This window comes from Exiguobacterium sp. s142 (genome assembly GCF_018618455.1).
In the GTDB taxonomy this organism is placed as follows: Bacteria; Bacillota; Bacilli; order Exiguobacteriales; family Exiguobacteriaceae; genus Exiguobacterium; species Exiguobacterium aurantiacum_A.
The window spans coordinates 83,620-104,177 of sequence record NZ_JACSMB010000006.1 but is presented as its reverse complement, the minus strand read 5'-3'; the positions used below and the strand labels follow the sequence as shown (position 1 = coordinate 104,177).

17 protein-coding genes are annotated in these 20,558 nt (G+C 55.3%); 14 read left to right on the top strand and 3 right to left on the bottom strand.

Features of this window, described 5'->3' with window-relative positions:
- Positions 1-111 precede the first annotated feature (111 nt).
- From acnA to KNP77_RS07645, 11 genes are all read left to right on the top strand, one after another.
- Complete coding sequence (gene acnA, locus KNP77_RS07695; RefSeq protein WP_214889905.1) at positions 112-2,826, top strand: aconitate hydratase AcnA; 2,715 nt, start codon at positions 112-114, stop codon at positions 2,824-2,826.
- 106 nt (positions 2,827-2,932) lie between these two features.
- The gene (locus tag KNP77_RS07690) at positions 2,933-3,421 is read left to right on the top strand and encodes a DUF3939 domain-containing protein (RefSeq protein WP_131463629.1); all 489 of its coding nucleotides are present in this window, start codon (positions 2,933-2,935) and stop codon (positions 3,419-3,421) included.
- Between the two features lie 127 nt (positions 3,422-3,548).
- Positions 3,549-5,114, top strand: a complete 1,566-nt coding sequence (locus KNP77_RS07685) for a BCCT family transporter (protein WP_214889902.1) — start codon at positions 3,549-3,551, stop codon at positions 5,112-5,114.
- A gap of 103 nt (positions 5,115-5,217) precedes the next feature.
- Entirely contained in the window at positions 5,218-5,907 is a 690-nt protein-coding gene (locus KNP77_RS07680) for a hypothetical protein (RefSeq protein WP_071397622.1), read from the top strand.
- 57 nt (positions 5,908-5,964) lie between these two features.
- Entirely contained in the window at positions 5,965-8,226 is a 2,262-nt protein-coding gene (locus KNP77_RS07675) for an AAA family ATPase (protein ID WP_214889900.1), read from the top strand.
- 30 nt (positions 8,227-8,256) lie between these two features.
- Positions 8,257-8,676, top strand: coding sequence for an acyl-CoA thioesterase (locus tag KNP77_RS07670; protein ID WP_071397620.1), 420 nt, complete (start codon positions 8,257-8,259; stop codon positions 8,674-8,676).
- Positions 8,677-8,751: 75 nt separating this feature from the next.
- A complete protein-coding gene (locus tag KNP77_RS07665; protein ID WP_251138979.1) occupies positions 8,752-9,636 on the top strand; it encodes a M15 family metallopeptidase in 885 nt (294 codons plus the stop codon).
- Positions 9,637-9,647: 11 nt separating this feature from the next.
- On the top strand, positions 9,648-10,262 hold the full coding sequence (gene plsY / locus KNP77_RS07660) for a glycerol-3-phosphate 1-O-acyltransferase PlsY (protein WP_483297950.1): 615 nt from the start codon (positions 9,648-9,650) through the stop codon (positions 10,260-10,262).
- A 225-nt stretch (positions 10,263-10,487) separates the two neighbouring features.
- Positions 10,488-11,258, top strand: coding sequence for a DeoR/GlpR family DNA-binding transcription regulator (locus KNP77_RS07655; protein ID WP_070327161.1), 771 nt, complete (start codon positions 10,488-10,490; stop codon positions 11,256-11,258).
- A gap of 18 nt (positions 11,259-11,276) precedes the next feature.
- Positions 11,277-11,939: a copper homeostasis protein CutC gene (locus tag KNP77_RS07650; RefSeq protein ID WP_214889894.1), complete on the top strand. Its 663-nt coding sequence runs from the start codon at positions 11,277-11,279 to the stop codon at positions 11,937-11,939.
- A 59-nt stretch (positions 11,940-11,998) separates the two neighbouring features.
- Positions 11,999-12,646 (top strand): DUF975 family protein, encoded by a 648-nt coding sequence (locus KNP77_RS07645; RefSeq protein ID WP_214889890.1) that lies wholly within the window; start codon positions 11,999-12,001, stop codon positions 12,644-12,646.
- A gap of 22 nt (positions 12,647-12,668) precedes the next feature.
- Here the strand turns inward: KNP77_RS07645 and KNP77_RS07640 are convergent, their stop codons facing one another.
- The 3 genes from KNP77_RS07640 to KNP77_RS07630 are packed head-to-tail and all read right to left on the bottom strand — an operon-like array spanning position 12,669 to position 15,550.
- Entirely contained in the window at positions 12,669-12,890 is a 222-nt protein-coding gene (locus tag KNP77_RS07640; RefSeq protein WP_370250775.1) for a DUF2188 domain-containing protein, read from the bottom strand.
- A 57-nt stretch (positions 12,891-12,947) separates the two neighbouring features.
- Positions 12,948-13,820 (bottom strand): NAD(P)-dependent oxidoreductase, encoded by an 873-nt coding sequence (locus KNP77_RS07635; protein WP_214889877.1) that lies wholly within the window; start codon positions 13,818-13,820, stop codon positions 12,948-12,950.
- Positions 13,817-15,550, bottom strand: coding sequence for an ABC transporter ATP-binding protein (locus tag KNP77_RS07630; protein ID WP_214889875.1), 1,734 nt, complete (start codon positions 15,548-15,550; stop codon positions 13,817-13,819). Before KNP77_RS07630 ends, KNP77_RS07635 begins: the two co-directional genes overlap by 4 nt.
- Before the next feature lie 105 nt (positions 15,551-15,655).
- Between KNP77_RS07630 and KNP77_RS07625 the strand changes: the two genes are divergently transcribed.
- From KNP77_RS07625 to KNP77_RS07615, 3 genes are read left to right on the top strand one after another with little or no spacing between them, the layout of a single operon-like run.
- A complete protein-coding gene (locus KNP77_RS07625) occupies positions 15,656-16,762 on the top strand; it encodes an exonuclease SbcCD subunit D (RefSeq protein WP_214889872.1) in 1,107 nt (368 codons plus the stop codon).
- Positions 16,759-19,770 (top strand): AAA family ATPase, encoded by a 3,012-nt coding sequence (locus tag KNP77_RS07620; RefSeq protein WP_214889870.1) that lies wholly within the window; start codon positions 16,759-16,761, stop codon positions 19,768-19,770. The genes KNP77_RS07625 and KNP77_RS07620 overlap by 4 nt, the downstream gene beginning before the upstream one ends.
- A gap of 5 nt (positions 19,771-19,775) precedes the next feature.
- A complete protein-coding gene (locus KNP77_RS07615) occupies positions 19,776-20,558 on the top strand; it encodes an AAC(3) family N-acetyltransferase (protein ID WP_201738342.1) in 783 nt (260 codons plus the stop codon).

Here is a 20,558-nt window from a genome sequence, read left to right as displayed (position 1 = left end):
TGTGACGGAATGTATTTTACGTCGCGCTATAGTTGTATTATGATAAACATGTGATAAGTAAGCGATTACGGCAACTGCTGTGGTCGTCGCTTTCAAAAAGGGGGAAATTGTATGGAACAGACGAACGTAGTAGACGCTTTTTCATCTCGGACACAGTTCGAGGTCAACGGACAAGCGTACGATTATTACCGGCTTAAAAAGTTAGAGGAAGAAGGGGTGACGGAACTCAGTCGCCTCCCGTACTCGATTCGTGTCTTGCTCGAATCAGTTTTGCGTCAACAAGACGGCCGTGCCATCACGAAGGAACATGTCGAGAACTTGGCAAAATGGGGTACTGCCGGCGTCTCGAAAGACATTGACGTACCGTTCAAACCGGCTCGCGTCGTCTTGCAAGATTTCACGGGTGTCCCGACGGTCGTCGACCTCGCTTCACTTCGTAAAGCGATGGCTGACCTTGGTGGCGACCCGAACAAGATCAACCCGGAAATCCCGGTCGATCTCGTCGTCGACCACTCGGTCCAAGTCGATGCCTACGGATTCGCCGGCGCGCTCATGAAAAACATGGACATCGAGTTCGAGCGGAACGAAGAGCGTTACAAATTCTTGCGTTGGGCGCAGACTGCGTTTGACAACTACCGTGCCGTACCACCGGCAACGGGAATCGTCCACCAAGTCAACCTCGAGTACTTGGCGTCGGTCGTGCTTGAAAAGAATGATGGGACAGGTAATGTCGCGTATCCAGATTCACTCGTCGGAACGGATTCGCACACAACTATGATCAACGGACTCGGTGTCCTCGGCTGGGGCGTCGGCGGAATCGAAGCCGAAGCGAGCATGCTCGGACAACCGTCGTACTTCCCGGTACCAGACGTCGTCGGCGTCAAGATCATCGGTGAGGTCAACCCAGGTGTCACAGCGACAGACGTCGCGCTCGTCGTGACCGAGATGCTCCGTAACGAGAAAGTCGTCGGCAAGTTTGTCGAGTTCTTCGGACCGTCGCTCCACACGATGCCGCTCTCTGACCGGGCGACGATTGCCAACATGGCGCCTGAATACGGGGCGACTTGCGGCTTCTTCCCGGTCGATACGGAAACGTTGAACTACATGCGTACGACAGGTCGCTCAGAAGAGTTGATCGACCTCGTCGAGGCGTACTCGAAAGCGAACGACATGTTCTACACACCTGATCAAGCCGATCCGGCGTTCACAAAGACGCTCACGCTCGACTTGTCTAAAGTAGAACCTTCACTCGCAGGCCCGAAACGTCCGCAAGACCGCATCAACTTGTCTGACTTGCATACGGCGTTCATCGACAGCTTGAGCGCACCGGCCGGACACAGCGGCTTCGGTCTCGACCGTGCCGAGCTCGACAAGAAAGCTGCCATCCATTATGAGGATGGATCGGTCGACATGCAGACGGGTGACGTCGCGATCGCGGCGATCACGAGCTGTACGAACACGTCGAACCCTTACGTCATGGTCGGCGCTGGCCTCGTGGCCAAAAAAGCCGTCGAACGTGGACTCACGGTACCGAAATACGTGAAGACGTCGCTCGCCCCGGGCTCGAAAGTCGTTACTGACTACCTCGATAAAGCCGGACTCACGACGTACCTCGACCAGCTCGGGTTCAACACGGTCGGTTACGGCTGTACGACATGTATCGGGAACTCTGGGCCGCTCGACCGCGAAGTCGAAGAGACGATCACGTCGAACGATCTTCTCGTGTCGTCTGTCCTCTCGGGTAACCGTAACTTCGAGGGCCGCGTCCATCCGCTCGTCAAAGCGAACTTCTTGGCGTCACCGCCACTCGTCGTCGCTTACGCGCTCGCAGGATCGGTCAACTTCGACATCATGAACGAATCATTCGGGACGGATAAAGACGGCAACGAAGTCTTCTTCAAAGACATCTGGCCGTCAAACGATGAGATCAAGATGGTCGTTCAAGACGTCGTCTCGCCGGAAGCGTTCCGTAAAGAGTACGACACGGTGTTCACGGGCAACGAACGTTGGAACGCACTCGCCGTCCCAGAAGGTAACTTGTACGACTTCTCGGACGACTCGACGTACATCCAAAACCCGCCGTTCTTCGAAAACCTCGAACCGGAAGCGGGCGTTGTGCTCCCACTTAATGGTCTTCGTGTCATCGGTAAGTTCGCCGATTCGGTTACGACTGACCACATCTCGCCGGCAGGAGCGTTCTCGAAGACGACACCAGCTGGGCAATACCTGCAGTCGAAAGGCGTCGCGCCGCTCGACTTCAACTCATACGGGTCGCGTCGTGGTAACCACGAAGTGATGATGCGCGGTACGTTCGCGAACATCCGTATCCGTAACCAAGTCGCGCCTGGCACAGAAGGCGGGTACACGACGTACTGGCCGACAGGTGAGATCATGCCGATGTATGATGCGGCTATGAAATATAAAGAGCAGGGCACAGGCTTGATCGTGCTCGCCGGAAACGACTACGGCATGGGCTCGTCGCGTGACTGGGCAGCCAAAGGTACGAACCTGCTCGGTATTCGTGCCGTCATCGCCCAAAGTTTCGAACGGATTCACCGTTCAAACCTCGTCATGATGGGTGTGTTACCGCTTCAGTTCATGGACGGTGAGTCTGCGGAATCACTCGGACTGACAGGCGAAGAGGCACTCGATATCCAAGTCGATGAGTCGGTACGTCCGCGCGACATCTTGAACGTCACGGCCACGCATGAAAACGGCACGGTGACAGCGTTCAAAGTCGTCGCCCGCTTCGACTCGGAAATTGAGATCGACTACTACCGTCACGGCGGGATCCTCCAGATGGTCCTCCGTAACAAATTGAAATAAGCGTCAGACCTTCCTTTGAAAAAAGGAAGGTTTTTTTCGTGAATATGCGAATATAAGGTGAGATGGTCAAAGATAACGGGAAAGGAACGGGGAGAGGGGGGAGTGTATGGAGCGACAAACACGGTCAGGTAAAAATTGGTGGCAGCGTCTGACGCAAAAAGAAGACGTGGTCGAGCAAGAAGTCGATATCACGTTGCCGCAGCTACGAGAAGCCATTCATGAGTATGAACAGACGTTACCGAAAGGGGTCAACCGGACGGTGCTGTTGGACGAGTCCCAAGAGATCGATCTCGGACGTTTGAAACGTCACTTGCCAGGCAAGCCAAGACAGCGGTTTTACATGTCAAAAGAGACGTTCCACATCGCCCCAGAGGACGAGCGTGACGTCGTCTATGAGATGGACCAGGTGCAGCGGGCGCTCGACTTATATTTCGAGCAAGAAAAAAAATTACCGCTACGTAAATTCCAACAGACGGCGCAACTTGATTTGACGCGTCTGCGTGAAGGCGGCTATTTGAAAGTGTTGCCAAAACGGCCCTATTACGTCGTCGATGAGACGTTGATCGTATCGTTAGAACCGAAGTCGACCGAGTGACGAGATTCCATCGTCACTTTTTTCATCGTGACACGAGCGAACACGTTTTCGGGTTGTGCCGAGATTGTAAACTGTGTTAGGGTGGAAAACGTATATGAAAATAAGAAAATTGAATAGGAGTGAGATTATGGAAAGAGAAAGTCGAGTGACGACCGTATTTATCGTATCAGCCATCATTACGGTCCTCTTTACGATTTGGGGAATCTTCCCTGAAAGCTTGCTCGGAAACGCAAGCTTGATCAACGTGACGACGAAACTGCAAGGTTTGCTCTCGAACGGGATGGGCTGGTTCTACCTGCTCAGCGCGACCGGGATTTTACTCGTCGCGATTTTTTTAATCTTTTCGCGCTTCGGGTCGATCCGGCTCGGAAAAGATACAGACCGACCAGATTTTGGATATTTGACATGGTTCGCCATGCTGTTCAGTGCCGGGATGGGAATTGGTCTCATCTTCTGGGGAGCGGCGGAACCGTTGCTTCACTTCCACGCGCCACCGTTCGAGTCGCCGACGCCGGAAGGTGATGCGCGCACGGCGATGCGTTACGCCTTCTTCCATTGGGGCTTCCACCCATGGGCGATTTATGCGATGATCGCTCTCGCCATCGCCTACTCGACGTTCCGCAAAGGGCGTCCGGCGACGATCGGGGAGACGATCGGTTCACTCGTCAATGACCGCTACGAACGTCCGGTCAAACAGACGGTCGACATTTTGGCCGTCGTCGCAACAGCGTTCGGGGTCGCGACGTCGCTTGGATTCGGTGCCCAGCAGATTGCCGGTGGGCTTCACTACTTAATTCCGGGCGTACCGAACGCGTTCTCGACGCAGTTGATCATCATCGCTGTCGTGACGGTGCTGTATATGCTCAGCGCTTCGACCGGATTAGATAAAGGGATTCGTATTCTCAGTAACACGAACATCTTCCTCGCCATCGTCTTGCTCGTTGCGACGCTCATCGCCGGACCGAGCGCGTTCATTCTCGACTTGTTCACGCAGACGATCGGGACGTACTTGCAACAATTGCCGACGACGAGCTTCCGAACGGGTGCTTTTGAACCGGTCGAGCGCGAGTGGATCAACGGCTGGACGATCTTCTACTGGGCGTGGTGGATCTCATGGTCACCGTTCGTCGGGACGTTTATCGCCCGTGTCTCAAAAGGTCGGACGATCCGCGAGTTCATCATCGGAATCTTGCTCGTGCCAACGTCGTTCGGACTGCTTTGGTTCTCTGTCTTCGGCGGATCGGCCATTTGGGCTGACTTGTTCGGCGGGGCGAACTTGATCGACGCGGTCAACGAGATCGGAACGGAAGTCGGACTGTTCGCCTTGTTCGAGACGTTCGGTGGATTCGGGACGGTGCTCAGCATCGTCGCCATCTTCTTGATCTCGACGTTCTTCATCACATCAGCCGACTCGGCGACGTATGTGCTCGGGATGTTGACGACAGGAGGGAAACTCATCCCGCCGATGCGGATCAAGTTGATTTGGGGCTTCATCCAATCATCGATCGCAGCCGTGCTCTTATATGCGGGTGGTCTCGGCGCGCTTCAAGCCGTCGCGATCCTTGTCGCCTTCCCGTTCATCTTCGTGCTGATTCTGATGATCGTCGCCTTGTTCAAGGACTTGGCCGATGAACCGGACGAACGGGATAAGTGGATTGAAAGCTATAAGCGTGATGAAGATAAACTTGGATAAAATTATAGGGTCTCAGTCGAGGCCCTTTTTTTAGTTGTAAATGTTTTGCATGGCACCCTCGCTAGTGTAGGATAGTAAGTGAAGAATATTGGGAGGGCATGTTATGAAACGAGAAGTGAAAAAGCGGCTCAGTTGGATCATTTTTGCCGGTATCCTCATCGTCGGCGCTCTGCTCGCTTATAATTTTTATTTGGTCACCAACTTGAATGATGATGATGACAATGGTCGTGAGAATCGGACCGAACCGTTCTATACGTCCGTCGAAATCGGCTATGAAGAGAAGAAGTTGCCGGAAAACGGGGAGACACTCGAAGTTCGCAACTACCTCGTCACGTACGATGAGAACGGACATTTCGTATCCGAGGTCGTATCGGGACCGAACGCCGGTGCCCGGGCCGAATGGGATGGCACGATGTACCGTGAGTTCAATCCGGAAGGCGACGAAACGAACAGTCAAGAGACGAGTTCGGGTGCAGTCGCCCCCCATCCGTTCTTGTCGCGGGCGACGAACGAACAGATTCGCAAGTGGCTTGATGACGGGACGCTAGGCACGGGTGAAGGTGACGTCAATATCATCGGTCGGACAGCTCAGGCGTTCGTCAAAACGGAATCCGCCGAGGCGGTACCTGCGGAGTGGGTCGAGAAATACCCATCGATCTTCGACGAAGACGAAAATGAGGAAGCGGTGACATATTACGTCGATGTGAACGAACGGATTCTGCTCGCTGCTGAGTCACGCAACAACGGGAACTTGTTCCACTCAATTCGCATGACTTCTTTTGAAGCACTATAACCCGACGAGGAGCAGACTGAGACGTCGGCTCCTTTGTCGTCTGAAAGGGAGAACTTTATGAAACAGATCCATTTGGAACAAGTTCAACATGACTTGGAACGGTGGGAACAAGGCAACAAGGTCGATGAAGCGGCGCTCTTGTCCTATGCCCACTGGTCGCGTGCGACAGAGCATAACGACGAGTTGATCCGGACGTTGACACTGCTTTCGACGAGACGGTTGCAGCACAACCAAACGATCGATCCGCTCCTCAATCGCTGGGTGAAGGAACTCGAGTCGCTCGGCGCTTTACCGGCCGAACTGAGGGTCAGCCAACTGAATGAGAAGTTGCGCCGGTTCAGGCAATCGCTCCATGTCGACTGGCCGACTCTTCGCGAAGCCGACTACGCCTCGATGAAAGTCCAAATTTTGACCGAGTACGAAGCGAAGACGTCCGAACTGCTCGATCAGCTCGATCGGTTACACGACGAAATCGAACGGGCCAAGTCAGATCTGCGGGACTCCGAGTTCAAAGATCAATTGGAGCGTTTGTTCGAGGTCGTCATCGAAGCGATGCAAGAAGTCGCGTCACTCGAAGACGACACCGCGTCACTGCTCGCGTCGATGCAAGGCAACTACTTCAGCCGGGAGGCGTTCCGTCGTTTCGGTGAGCGGGTCGGTCTCGTCAAACAACGGATCGATGCGATTTGCGAGCTGTTGCCGGAACGTCCACGGGAGGTCCGTTCGAGTGCGATCGAGTCGCTCGAGTCGATGATCGGTCTAACGGAAGTGAAGCAGCGGGTAAAAGCGTGGTATCGGTTCTTGTTGTTCCAAAAAGAACGGGACAAGGCCGGTTTCTCGTCGAAACATCAACCATCGCTCCATCTCGTCTTCACAGGGAACCCCGGTACCGGCAAGACGACGCTCGCCCGGCTCATGGCCGAGATTTATTTCGAGCTCGGTCTTCTCGGACGGCCCGATGTTATCGAGGCAGACCGTTCGAGCCTTGTCGGTGCTTTCGTCGGCCAGACGGAAGAACAAGTCATGAATAAAGTCAAGGAAGCCGAAGGGGGCGTCTTGTTCATCGATGAGGCATACGCGCTCAAACGGCAAGATGCGAGCGGGAGCGATTATGGACAAGCGGCAATCGACACACTCGTCGCCGCGATGACGAGCGGGGAATATGCCGGAAAGTTCGTCGTCATCCTGGCCGGTTATCCGGAAGAGATGCGCCACTTCTTACTCGCGAATCCAGGACTCAGGTCGCGGTTCCCTGAATCGAACCATTACGAGCTGCCGAACTACAGCGACGAAGAGCTCGTCGCGATCGGGGAGAAAGTGGCCGAAGAGAACAACTATGTACTGACGACCGATGCCAAGCGCGCCCTCATCGCCCGGATTGACCGGGAACGAGTCGATGCGACGTTCGGGAACGCCCGGACCGTCCATAACATCTTGCTCGATGCGATGTTCAAAAAAGGATCTCGTTTCGGTGCCGACGCCCCGCTCGATGAGATGGCTTTGTTGACAGAGCTCGACTTTGAAGAGGCAACGAGCGAAGATGGCACGGCTCCGACGCTTGATGACATGATCGGGATGGAAGAAGCGAAACGACAGCTTCAGGAGATCGAGGCGTTGATCACGATTCAAAGACGGCGGCGCGAGCTCGGGCTGAAGACGGCTCCGGTCCAACTTCACGCCGCGCTTGTCGGCAACAGCGGTACCGGCAAGACGACGTTTGCGCACGTGTACGCTCAGTTGTTGAAGAAGACTGGCTACTTGAAACGGGGACATTTGAAAGTCGTCAGCCGTGCCGACCTCGTCAGCGGCTACGTCGGACAGACGGCTCAAAAGACGAAAGCAGCCATCCGCGACGCGCTCGGCGGGGTATTGCTGATCGATGAGGCGTACAGTTTGAACGGCGGTCCGAACGACTACGGACGCGAAGCGATCGATACGCTCGTCGACGAGATGCCGAAGCACGGGGAGAACCTCGTCGTCATTTTGGCGGGCTATGAGGCGCCGATGCGCCGGTTGATCGATTCGAACCCAGGACTGAGCAGTAGGATCAAACGAACGATTCAGTTCGACGACTATTCACTCGCCCAACTTTCCCAAATCGCGAACAGCTATGCCGAGAAGTTCGGTTATGCGTTCGGGGACGGTGTCGAAGCTGCACTGGCCGAACGACTGAAGCATGCAGATAAACCGAACGCACGGACAGCGCTGTCGCTCGTCGATGAGGCGATCGCCCGGCAATCGTACCGGCTCATCGCCGAGAACGCCGAAGATAGCGAGTTAAATCAGATTTTAGTAGTAGATATTAATAGTAAGTTATAATATACTGTATACTGAAAAGAGGGCGATTTGATGCATACGATTCAGATTCCTGTACGATACCAAGAGACGGACATGATGGGGATCGTCTATCATGCGAATTATTTAGTCTACCTTGAGATCGCGAGAACCGAGTTGTTACGACAACTCGGAGTGGAATATAAAGACATGGAACAGGCCGGATTCGTGTCGCCGGTGACGAACGTGACGGTCGACTATAAGAAGAGCGTCACGTTCGGAGACACGGTCAACGTGCGTGTCTGGGTCGACAGTTATTCGAAGATCCGTACCGTCTACGGATATGAGTTGACCGACCAAAACAATGATTTGGTCGGGACCGCGAAGACGACGCATGTCGTCGTGAAGCGCGGCGATTTCAAACCGATCCGGCTCGACCGGGAATTCCCGGCATGGCACAATATGTATTTGAAAGTCTTGAGCCCGGTTCAATAACAGTCGTTCCTTTGTACCGTCAGTGTGGTATCATATCTTGACGGTATTTTTTGTATGAAGAAAGGGGAAGATCGCATGCGAAAACCATCTATGTTGATGGTGTGCTGCGCCTTGACGCTCACGTTAGTGGGATGTACGACAAGCGAACAAGCTGATCCGAACGAACCGATAGAACAACCGACCGTGTCTGACACGGAGAAGCCGGCGGAAACGCCGACTGATAACGAGACGGCACCGGCAGAGCCAGCTCCGGAAGCAGAAGAGCCGGCCGAAACGGATAAGGACGAACAACCGGCGACCGAACCAGAGCCGCCGGTCGAGGAAGAACCAGTGGCCGAACCGGACGACCCGAGTCAACCGATCGAATTGAACGGGCAAGCAAACCTTGAGTTGGACGCACTCGTCCTCGTCAATAAACAGATTGCCTTGCCGAGTGATTATCAACCGGCCGATTTGGTGCCAGCGAACATCGATTTCGTCGATTCGGCGACCGGTGAGCGTAGAATGTTGCGTAAAGAAGCGGCCCGTGCCATCGAGTCACTCATGAAGGACGCGAAAGCGGCCAGGATTGACTTGAAAGGGACGAGCGCGTTCCGGACGTATGCGTATCAAGTGCAGTTGTTCAACGCCTACGTCGCGCGTGACGGCAAGGAGCAGGCCATGAAGTACTCGGCGCCTCCGGGACACTCAGAGCATCAGACAGGGCTCGCGATCGACGTCTCGAGCGCATCAGTCGGTTATCAACTGACGCAAGAGCTTGAACAGACGACAGAGGGCAAGTGGCTTGCCGATAATGCACACAAGTACGGGTTTATCGTCCGTTACCAACGTGCTTACGAAGCGGAAACCGGTTATATGTATGAACCGTGGCACTTACGATATATCGGGGTAGACCATGCGACGAACGTTCATAAAGCGAACGTTCCGTTCGAGCGCTACCTCGAGCAATTAATGGACTAAGGGGAATTGCGATGCCTTACATGACAGAAGTGATGATCATCATCGTCAGCTATTTGCTCGGCTCGATCCCATTTGCGCTCATCGTCGGAAAGCTCGGTTATCGAGTCGATGTGCGGGAGCATGGGAGCGGGAACTTAGGGACGACAAACACGTTCCGCGTGCTCGGAAAAAAAGCGGGGACGCTCGTATTGTTAGGAGATATGGGAAAAGGGTTGGTCGCGGCGCTGTTGCCGCTCCTGTTCGGGAGCGACATGAGTCTCTTGCTCGCAGGGATTCCCGCCATCATCGGCCACTCGTACCCGATCTTCGCCAAGTTCAAAGGCGGAAAATCGGTCGCGACGAGCGCCGGGATCTTACTCGCGGCGTTCCCGTGGTTCTTCTTCGTCGTCGTCGGGACGTTTATCGTTTCGCTCCTCATCTCGAAGATGGTGTCGCTCTCGTCGATGGCGGCGTCAGCCGTCGGACTCGTGACGGTCGTGACGTATAGCGTCGTCACGAGAGATTGGTTGCCGCTCATCGTCATCGTGCCGCTCGCCTTGTTCATCATCATCAAGCACCGTACGAACTGGCAACGGATCCGCGCGGGCACCGAACCGAAAGTGCCGCTGTTCCAAAAGAAAAAATAAAGATGTTGCCGAACGGGACCTGTCTATCAAGTTCCGTTCGGTTTTTGTCGTTTGCGCCGAAACGATTTCGAACGACCTACCAATTGTTGTGGATTTCCGTGGATTTTTGCTAAAAAGAATGAAAAAAGTGTTGGATTTGCCCGTTCTTTACTTTCAGTTTACGTTAAATTTACATCCGTTCGCTAAAATGGGAGAGGAAGCGATTTTTGCGGAGGAGGCAGGCTTGTGTCGTTAATTGGAGAAGAACGTAAACAAAAGATTGTCGAGTGGATCGAGCGGGAAGGTAAAGTGAAGACGAGTGAACTGATCGAACGGTTGAACGTCTCGGGGGAGTCGATTCGCCGCTACTTAGAAGAGCTTGAGAAAGAACATCGCATCAAACGGGTATACGGGGGGGCCGTCTTGCATCAAAGCGTCTCGTTCCAGCCGATGACGATTTCGAACATGGACGGGATTCGTCGCATCGCCTATACGGCGTTTCAACTTGTCGAAGACGACATGCTACTCTACATCGGGCATGGTGTCGCCCCCGAGCAAGTCGCGTCAAGGCTCCGCGGGCGAAACTTGACGGTCGTCACGCCTTCACTCATGGTCGCGAAAGCGCTATTCGAGCAGCGGGCCAAAGGTGTGTTCACGGGCGATATTCAATTGCTCGGAGGTACGATCGACCCGAAACATCTCGTTACCGTCGGCGAACAAGTGCTTCAACAACTGAAAGCGTACGTGTTCGATATGGCGATCTTGTCTGTCGAAGGAGTCGACGCGACGCTCGGACTGACGTGTGACGCCCATGGGCTGTCGACTGTGACGCAAGCCGTCATGACGCAGAGCCGCATGTGTTATCTGCTCGCCGACCACACTCAGTTCAATCAACAGAAACGATATCGTGTCTCCGACTTCTCGACGGTGACGACGATCATCTCAGATTTTCCAGAACCGACCGATTGGAAACGGGCGTTGGCCGAACACGAGGTCGAATGGCGTTTCGCTCCATAACTAAAGGAGGAGTCATTTATGATCGAAGTCATCGTCACGACGTTAAACGAAGCGAAAGTAGCGGCACGATACGGGGCGAATCGGCTCGAACTGATTGCCGATATGCGTGCCGGTGGGACGACCCCGAGCTTCGGGACGATCCGGAACGTATTGGAGCACGTCACGATCCCTGTCCACGTCATGATCCGGCCGCATACCGACTCGTTCGTCTACAGCCAAGATGATAGTGAGACGATTTTGGCGGATGTCGGGCTATGCCGTGAGCTCGGGGCCGACGGGATCGTCTTCGGTGCATTGACGGAAGACGGACGAATCGATGAACGGCTGCTCGGCGAGGTCATCAAGCATAAAGGTGACATGGCGCTCACGTTCCACCGGGCGATCGACGAGGCGGCTGATCTCATTCAAGCGCTGGACGTGTTGAACGGATTTCCGGAAGTCGATCAAATTTTGACGTCCGGGGGAGCGGTGACGGCCGTTGAAGGGATCGAACGTCTCGAAGCGATGCGGGACGCGGCGACGATGACGATACTGCCTGGAGCCGGGATCACGGCGGACAACGTCGCTCAACTCGTCGCCCGGCTCGATGTTCCTTTCGTCCATGTCGGCAACGGCGTTCGGACGGACGGGAGACTCGACGAGGCGAAATTTCAAAACCTGTTCGAGCAAATGAAACGCTAAAAACAGTCGGATGACTGTTTTTTTGCTATAATGAAAAAAACGATAATGAAGGTGACGTCATGCAATCAGCAGTCTATAAACAATTTGCGCTCCGGATGTTGTCCGGAAACTGGGGGATCTCACTCCTTGCCGTGCTCTCGACGATGCTCGTTCAAGCGATGATCACGACGCAACTCGATTTGTCATCGACGGACCCGTCCGTCATGCTCGTCTCGATCGGTCTCTTGTACGGTGCGACCGTCTTGCTCGCCCCGCTCGAGATGGGACGAAACTGGATCTTCCTCGACATCGCCAAAGCGGAAAAACCAAGGTTCGGTCTTTTGCTCGAGTCGTTCGGGTCCGTTAAAGACTACGTCCGTGCCGTCACGTATTACGCCGTGTTCTATCTTGGACTGAACGTGCTCATGCTCTTCTTGATCGTCCCGGGCGTTTGGTTTTACTTGACGTATCGAATGGTCCCGTTCATCCTTCGCGATCAACCTGAACTGTCGGCGTTCGCAGCGATGCGTGAGAGCCGACGCCTCATGCACGGCAAGAAGCAAGTCATGCTTAGACTCTATGCAAGTTTTATCGGCTGGTACGTGCTCGTGCTCATGACAGGCGGGATCGCCTATATCTTCGTCCAGCCGTATCTTCATACGGCGCTCGGCGGCCTCTACCTCGAAATCAAAGCAGAAAAACAAGCAAACGAAACCACGGCCGGCTGAATCTCAGCCGACCGTGGTTTTTTTATGATCCGTGCCGATCTGACTTCTGTGGATCGGGCGCGTCCTTAAAGTCTTGTCTCTCTTCATTCGTCGCATGTTCATGCCACTTTTTAGCCTGTTCTGTCGCGATCGGTATCGCTTTTTGATCGGAATACCCTTGAGCTATGAGGGCATTGGCGATATCGATCGCTTTCTTTTTGACGAGCGGGTCGAAGTTTTTCAGTGATTCCGGATAATCTTTCATATTCCAAGGCATCATGATCGCTCCCTTCTGTACTACTAATTCCACAACAGCGTCGATTCAAACGTCTTGATTCATATAGTATTCGATGAGCGCCTGCGTCCCGTTCTCACCGTATCCGTTCTCTTCTAAAATCGAATAGAGTCGGTATGCGAGCTCGAGGCTCGGCAGTTTGACGCCTAACTCTTTCGCGCTCTCGAGGGCGAGCGCCATGTCCTTGATGAAGTGTTTGATGAAGAAGCCTGGGGAATAATCTTCGACAATCATGCGAGGTACCAGGTTTTCGAGCGTCCAACTGCCGGCCGCGCCGCCACGGATCGTCTGGCGCAATTGATCGGGGTCGAGCCCGGCACGCTTCGTGAAGGCGAGCAGTTCGGCGTTGCCCATCATGATGCCGGCGATCGCGATCTGGTTGGCGAGTTTGGCGTACTGGCCGCTCCCGGCGTATCCCATCCGTTCGATCGCTTGCCCCATCGCTTCAAACAGCGGCATTGCTTTCGTGAACGCGAATTCGCCACCGCCGACGAGAATCGATAGCGTCCCGTTCTTGGCGCCGACATCGCCGCCCGTGACCGGGGCGTCGAGCGGGAGCAGGCTGCGGTCGATTGCGGCTTCAGCGATTCGTTCGGCGAGCTTCGGTGACGACGTCGTCATGTCGATGACGAGTGTGCCGGGTTCGGCGGAGTCGAGAATCATCCCTTTACCGAAATAGATGCTTTCGACGTCTGACGGATAGCCGACGATCGTGATGACCGCATCGGCGTTTTGACACGCCGCTTCGATGGAGTCACACCACGTCACACCTTCCGCGAGCAGGTCGGCGGCCTTGTCTTTCGTCCGCGTGTACGCTTGGACGGTATAGCCTGCCTTCATTAAGTTTCTGACCATCGATTGACCCATGACGCCGAGTCCGATAAATCCGATTGTCTTCATGGTTGATTTCCTCCTAGTAGTTGCTGTTTAACGAGCCGTTCATATAATTCGTTGTCTTGAAGCAGCGTCTTGTGCGTACCGAGTCCGCTAATGCCGCCGTTCTCGAGGACGATAATTTGATCGGCGTGTTGGACGGTCGAGAGGCGGTGGGCGATGACGAGCGTCGTCCGTCCTCGCATGAGCCGGTCGAGCGCCTCTTGGACGACACGCTCGGACTCTGAATCAAGGCTCGACGTCGCTTCATCGAGCAACAAGATTTGGGGGTCACGGAGCAGCGCCCGGGCGATGGCGAGCCGTTGCCGTTGGCCACCCGATAAACGGACACCGCGTTCACCGATCTCGGTCTCGAGCCCGTTCGGCATCGTATCGATGAACGACCAAGCGTTCGCCATCTCACATGCGCTTTTAATCTCGGTCTCGGTCGCGTCACGCTTCAGGCCGTACAAGATGTTTTGGCGGACCGTTCCCGAGAGGACGGGTGAGTCTTGGGCGACATAACCGATGACTTGCCGCCAATTGTCGCGGCCGTACGAATCGATGTCGCGGTCGCCATAAAGGATACGACCCGACGATGGAACGTAAAACTGTTCAACGAGCGCGAACAGCGTCGTCTTGCCGGCGCCGCTCCGTCCGACGATCGCGGTCGTCGCCCCGAACGGCACGGTCATCGAGATGGCATCGATGACTGGTTGCTCATCATAGCGGAACGTGACGTCCTCGAACGTCAGTGTCGACTGTTGGATGTGTTCCGTGGCAGCGGCGTAACGTTCCGGTTCGACCGCGAGCAGCTCAGAGATGCGCTCGGTCGCGCCGCGAGCCTTTTGCAGGCGCGTGATAAATTCTGTCATCGTAATGAGCGGGGTGATGATTTGGAACAAGTAGAGCATGAAAGCGAGCAGCGCCCCGGTCGATAACGCCCCGGTCGAGACACGGTACGCCCCGAAACCGAGGATGGCGATCAGCATCGCCGTCAGTGTGACGTTCAAGAGCGGGATCAAGATCGCTTGAATCCGTCCTTCTTTCACACCGTAATCGAACAAGCGTTCAATCCGCCGGCTCCCTTCGGCGACTTCCTCACGTTCGGTCGCCTGTGATTTGACGAGCCGGATCTCACCGAGCAGCTCGGCGAAAAATCCAGACAACCCGCCGAGCTCGTGTTGCGTCTTCTTGGCGATCGTTCGAAGTTTGCGGCCGAGTGGGATGACGATCACGAGCGTCGTCGGGACCGAGAACAAGATGACGAGCGTCATCTGCCAGTCGAGCGTGAACAAGATACCGACGGCCCCGATGACCGATACGAACGAAGTGAGCAGCCGGACGCTCTGTTCCGACAACAGCTGTTGCAGCGTCGTCGTATCGCTGTTCAGGCGTGAGACGAGGTCCCCCGATTTGACACCGTCATAGAACGGGATCGGCAACGCGACGAGGTGCTCCCATAACGTCGTCCGGAGATTGGCGACGACGCGTTGTCCGACGATATGTAGCCAATAGATGGAAATGGCGCTCGAGACGACTTGGACGAGAAAAGCGACGACAAAAATGGCGACGAGCCGGGCGTCGAGCACGGCCTCGCTCCAATTGTCGACGACACGTTGCAAAATGAGCGGGATGGCGAGGGCCGCCATCGCTTGGACTAAAGAAATCAATACGGCACCGATAAACAATTGTTTCGGCGGTTTTGCGACTCGGAACAAGCGAAGGAAAGCTTGCCAAGTAGTTGTGGACTCCATCGAACGTCCCCCTTTCCTATTAACTTTCGCTGTTTCGAAAACAAGTGTCAAGACGTCGAATCGTTACGGTGAAAAATGCTAGAATAGAAATAGAGGTGAGGACGAATGAAATGGATACATACGGCCGATTGGCATTTAGGAAAAATCGTCCACGGCCGCCACATGACAGAAGATCAACGCATCATTTTATTTGAATCGTTTCTACAGATTGTCGACGAGGAACAACCGGACGCGATCATCGTCGCCGGGGACTTGTACGACCGGTCCGTTCCCCCGGTTGAAGCAGTCGATTTGCTCGATGAGATGTGGAAAGCGCTCGTGCTCGAGCGGAACATCCCCGTGCTCGCGATCGCCGGCAACCACGATTCGGCCGAACGGCTCCAATATAGTTCGAAGCTGTTGACGAAAGTCGGGCTCCATATCGTCGGGAAGTATGAGCCGGGTGCGGGACCGATCATCGTCGCGGGCATCCCGTTTTACTTGATGCCGTTTTTAGAACCGGCCCGGATCCGCTACACGCTGCAAGACGAGACGATCCGGACCCATCACGACGCGCTCACGTCCGTCGTCGAATCGTTCGGTTCCATCGATGCCCGAGCGGTCGGGATCGGCCACAGCTTCGTCGCCGGCGGTCTCGAGACCGACTCTGAGCGGCAACTGTCGGTCGGTACGGCCGGACAAGTCGCCAAAGGACTATACGAACCGTTCGGTTATACGGCGCTCGGCCATCTCCATAACCGTGACGCGCTCCGCGATGATAAGATCGCCTACAGCGGTTCGCTCATGAAATATTCATTCTCTGAGGCGAACCACGTGAAATCGGTCGACGTCATCGAATGGGACGGAGGATGGACGCGCCGCCGTCGTCCGCTTCAAGCAAGACGCGACTTGCGCATCTTGACGGGCACGTTGAATGAACTACTCGATCCGGTGTTCTATCAAGACGAGAAAACGGATGATTACTTGAAAATCGTCTTGACCGACGAGTCTGCGTTATTCGACCCGATGGCGAAACTGCGGACCGTCTATCCGAACATTTTGCATCTCGAGCTTGAACTGTTGCGCCGGCAAGACGAGACGTCCCGCTTCGAGCGTGAGACGCTCGAACGGCAGTCAATCGAGGACGTCTATATGGAGTTCTATAAAGCTGTCCATGGCCGAGACGCCGATGAGACGGTACGACGATTCGTGGAAGGAGATGGACCGATATGAGACCTGAACGATTGACGATCACCGCATTCGGTCCTTACGCCGAGACGGAACAGATCGACTTCACACAGCTTGAAGGGCGCTCGATGTTCGTCATCAGTGGACGAACCGGCGCCGGCAAGACGACGATTTTTGACGCGATGACGTTCGCCTTGTATGGACGGGCGAGCGGTGCCCTCCGGAACGCCAGCGATTTTAGAAGCCAATACGCCGAACCGGAACGAAAGACGGAGATCGATTTCTCATTCACGATTCGAGACGAGCGCTACCGGATCGTCCGCCAGCCCCAACAACCGCACCCGAAAAATAAGACACCGATCCCGCATGAGGCCGTCCTCTATGAATGGGCGGACAGCTGGAAACCGCTGGCGACGAAAGTCGGGGATGTCGAGCAGCAGATCGAATCGTTGCTGCAACTTGATTATGAGCAGTTCAGCCAAATCCTGCTGCTCCCGCAAAACCAGTTCCGCCAACTACTCGACTCGGATTCGATGAAGAAACAACAGATCCTCCAGTCGATCTTTAAGACCGAGGCGTATCGAGCGTTTCAAGAGAATTGGGTCGAGCGGTATGGCAAGTACCGGAAACAAGTTGAGTGGGCGACAGAGACGACACGCTTGAAGCTGCTCGAACTTGAAGACGATGACATCGAAACCGTCGCCGAGCGTAACTTGCCGGAGATTCAGGACTGGCTCGAGGCCAGAGAAGAGCGTCTGCTGACGGCGACCGAGTCGTTACGAGGCGAACGGGACGTACAATCGAAACGGGTCGATGCGATACGGAGCGAACTCGAACAGGCGAACGCGCTCGTCCGTTTGTTCGTCGAACGTGACGAGCAGGCACGCGCCCTTGAACGCTACAAATCGGGTGAAGCTGACCGGGTGGAGCGCCGCCGATTGATTGAACGGTTGGAGGCATCAAGCCGTGTCCGGCCGTTATACGATCGCTACTTGGCGAATCGACAAGATATCGAACGGCTAAATCATGACATCGACGGTGTTCAAACACGGTTGACACAATACGCGAGCAAACTAGACGAGCTCCACGCCAAGACGGAGCGCATCGCGACTTCGAAGCAAGAAGTCGAGACGATCACCGCCCGTCTGAAAGCCATCGATGACATGCTTCCGTTCGTGGACGAATGGCAGACCGCCGTGACAGAGCGAGACGAGTTGAAACGCTTGACCGACCAACTCGCCGTCTTCAAGGACGATTCTCGTTTAACCGAACTGAGACGGCAGGAAGAGGTGTTGTCAGCAGAGCTCGCACAGGAAACGACACCGAACCGTCTCGTCGAAGCTGAACGGAAGTATGACCGGCTCACGGCACACGCGCAACTCGAGGCAAGATTTCAAGCTGTAACGGAGCGGCTCGCATCGTGCGAGCGCAACGGCAAGGAAGCACAACGGCGTCACAAGGCCCAGTCGGATATCGTCGAGCAATTCATGCATGAAGAGCAGGCGTTATGGGCACAGAAGCTCAGTGCGACGCTCGTCGACGGTGAGCCTTGTCCCGTATGTGGATCGCGGACCCATGGGACGGTCGCGTCGCACGAGGTGACGAGTGACCAAGGCGAGCTCGTCGCCGCGACGGAGGCGCTGAAACAATATGAGGCGGCCTTGCACGAGGCGAGAGCGGACTACCGGGCGTTGAAGCAACAGGCCGAAGAAGTCCGAGGCGAACTCGAATCGTCAAGACAGGCACTCGACTTGTCCGGGTCGGTTCAAGAGGCGACCGCTCTGCAAGAGCGACTCATCCGTTCGCTTCGAGATGAAGAGCGGGCGCGTGCTCAAGCGGAACGCACGTACCGCACGGTCATGACAGAACTAAAACGATTAGAGAAAGAGAAACGCGAACTGACGGAGCGACGGCAGCAATTGCTCGAGCGGTTGCAAGCCGTCCAAGAACGGCTGCAAGCGATGCGGCAACCGGACGCGGCCTCGCTGCAACAACTGCAAGCCGAACGTGACGCGCAATCGACGCGGCTCGAACGACTGCAGCAAGTTATCGCGCAGTATGAACGCGAACTCGAAGACGTGACACGCTTGAAGTGGACCGAAGCAGAACGTTTGCGGCTTCTGAACGAACGGCTCGACCTCGAGCAGAAACGTTTTGACCAGACCGAGACCGAGCTCGAGGAGTCGCTAGCGAAAAACGAATTGAGCCGTGACGTCTTTTTGACACACGTCGAACAGATCGACACGTTGTCGTCGCTGCAAGAACAACTCGCGGAAGAACAGGCAGACGGGATCCGCCTCGAACATGGCTTCAACGCATTGACCGACAAGATCGGTGATGCGATCAAACCGGATCTCGTTCTGTTAAACGACCGATTGACGACAGCGCAGGCAAGTCTCGACGCATTGGCGGAACAACTCGTCACAGCGGACAGCCAATTGAAGCGCCATCGCCATGTCATTTCGGAATGGGACCGGCTTCGAGACCAGACCGCAGACGAGCAACGTAATCTCGAGACGGTCAAACTGATCGCCGACACGGGTCGTGGTTTGAACCCACAGAAACTGACGTTCGAGACGTATGTGCAGACGGCGTTCTTCGATCAGATTTTACATGCGGCCAACATTCATCTTGATCTGATGACGAGTGGGCAGTTCCAACTCGAGCGAAAAGTCGAGACGGCGAAAGGGAACGCAAAATCTGGACTCGAATTATTGGTCTTTGACGCTTATACGGGACAATCCCGGCGCGTCCAAAACTTGTCGGGCGGGGAAGGGTTCAAAGCCTCGCTCGCCCTCGCGCTCGGGTTGGCCGAGGTCGTCCAGCAACTGAGCGGCGGTGTCAGTCTCGAGACGATGCTCATCGACGAAGGATTCGGGACGCTCGACGCCGAATCGCTCGACCAGGCGATCGAACTGTTGATGTCGCTGCAGTCGAGCGGACGTCTCGTCGGTGTCATCAGCCACGTCCAAGAGTTGAAAGACCGCGTCGATGCGCGGATCGAAGTGAAAAAATCAAGAAGCGGGTCGACGATCCAGCTCGTTGTGGAGTGAAACCGATGAAACATATGGAAACAAGATCAAGTTTGGTCGCCCGGTTGCGCGAGAGCGGCATCAAGTCGGGGGAATCATTATTCGTGCACAGCTCGTTATCCAAGCTCGGGTGGGTTTGCGGCGGACCGGAGGCGGTGATCGAAGCGTTACAAGACGTCGTCGGGCCGACCGGGCTCATCATGATGGCGACTCAAAGTGGGGACAACTCCGACCCGGCCGAATGGGAGGCGCCGCCCGTCCCAAGCGAGTGGTGGGACGAAATCCGAGCCGAGATGCCTGCTTTTGATCAACGGAAAACGGCGACTCGCGGCATGGGCCGCGTCCCCGAGCTGTTCCGGACGTATCCGGACGTACACCGGAGCGAGCATCCGATGTGGTCGGTCGCGGCCTGGGGTCGTGACGCCGAGCAACTGGTCGCGAATCACACGACCGATATCGGATTCGGACCAGGGTCACCGATCGAAAAAATGATTGAACGAGACGCTCGTATCCTCCATCTCGGGTCGCCGCTCGATGCGACGACGTTATGGCATTATGCCGAATATGGGATCGACGGACCGGTGAAGCAGTTCGGTTGCGCCTTATACGAGAATGGCGAGCGGGTGTGGAAGACGTTCGAACATACGGACGTCAACAGCGACCCGTTCGGTGCCATCGGGGAGAACATCGTCAAGCGGGCGGACGTCAAGACGTTCGTGATCCATGAAGCAACGTGTTACTTGATCCCGGCGTCGACATGGGAGCCGGTGCAACACGCCTTGATCGCGTTACGGAGCTGGCTCCGATGA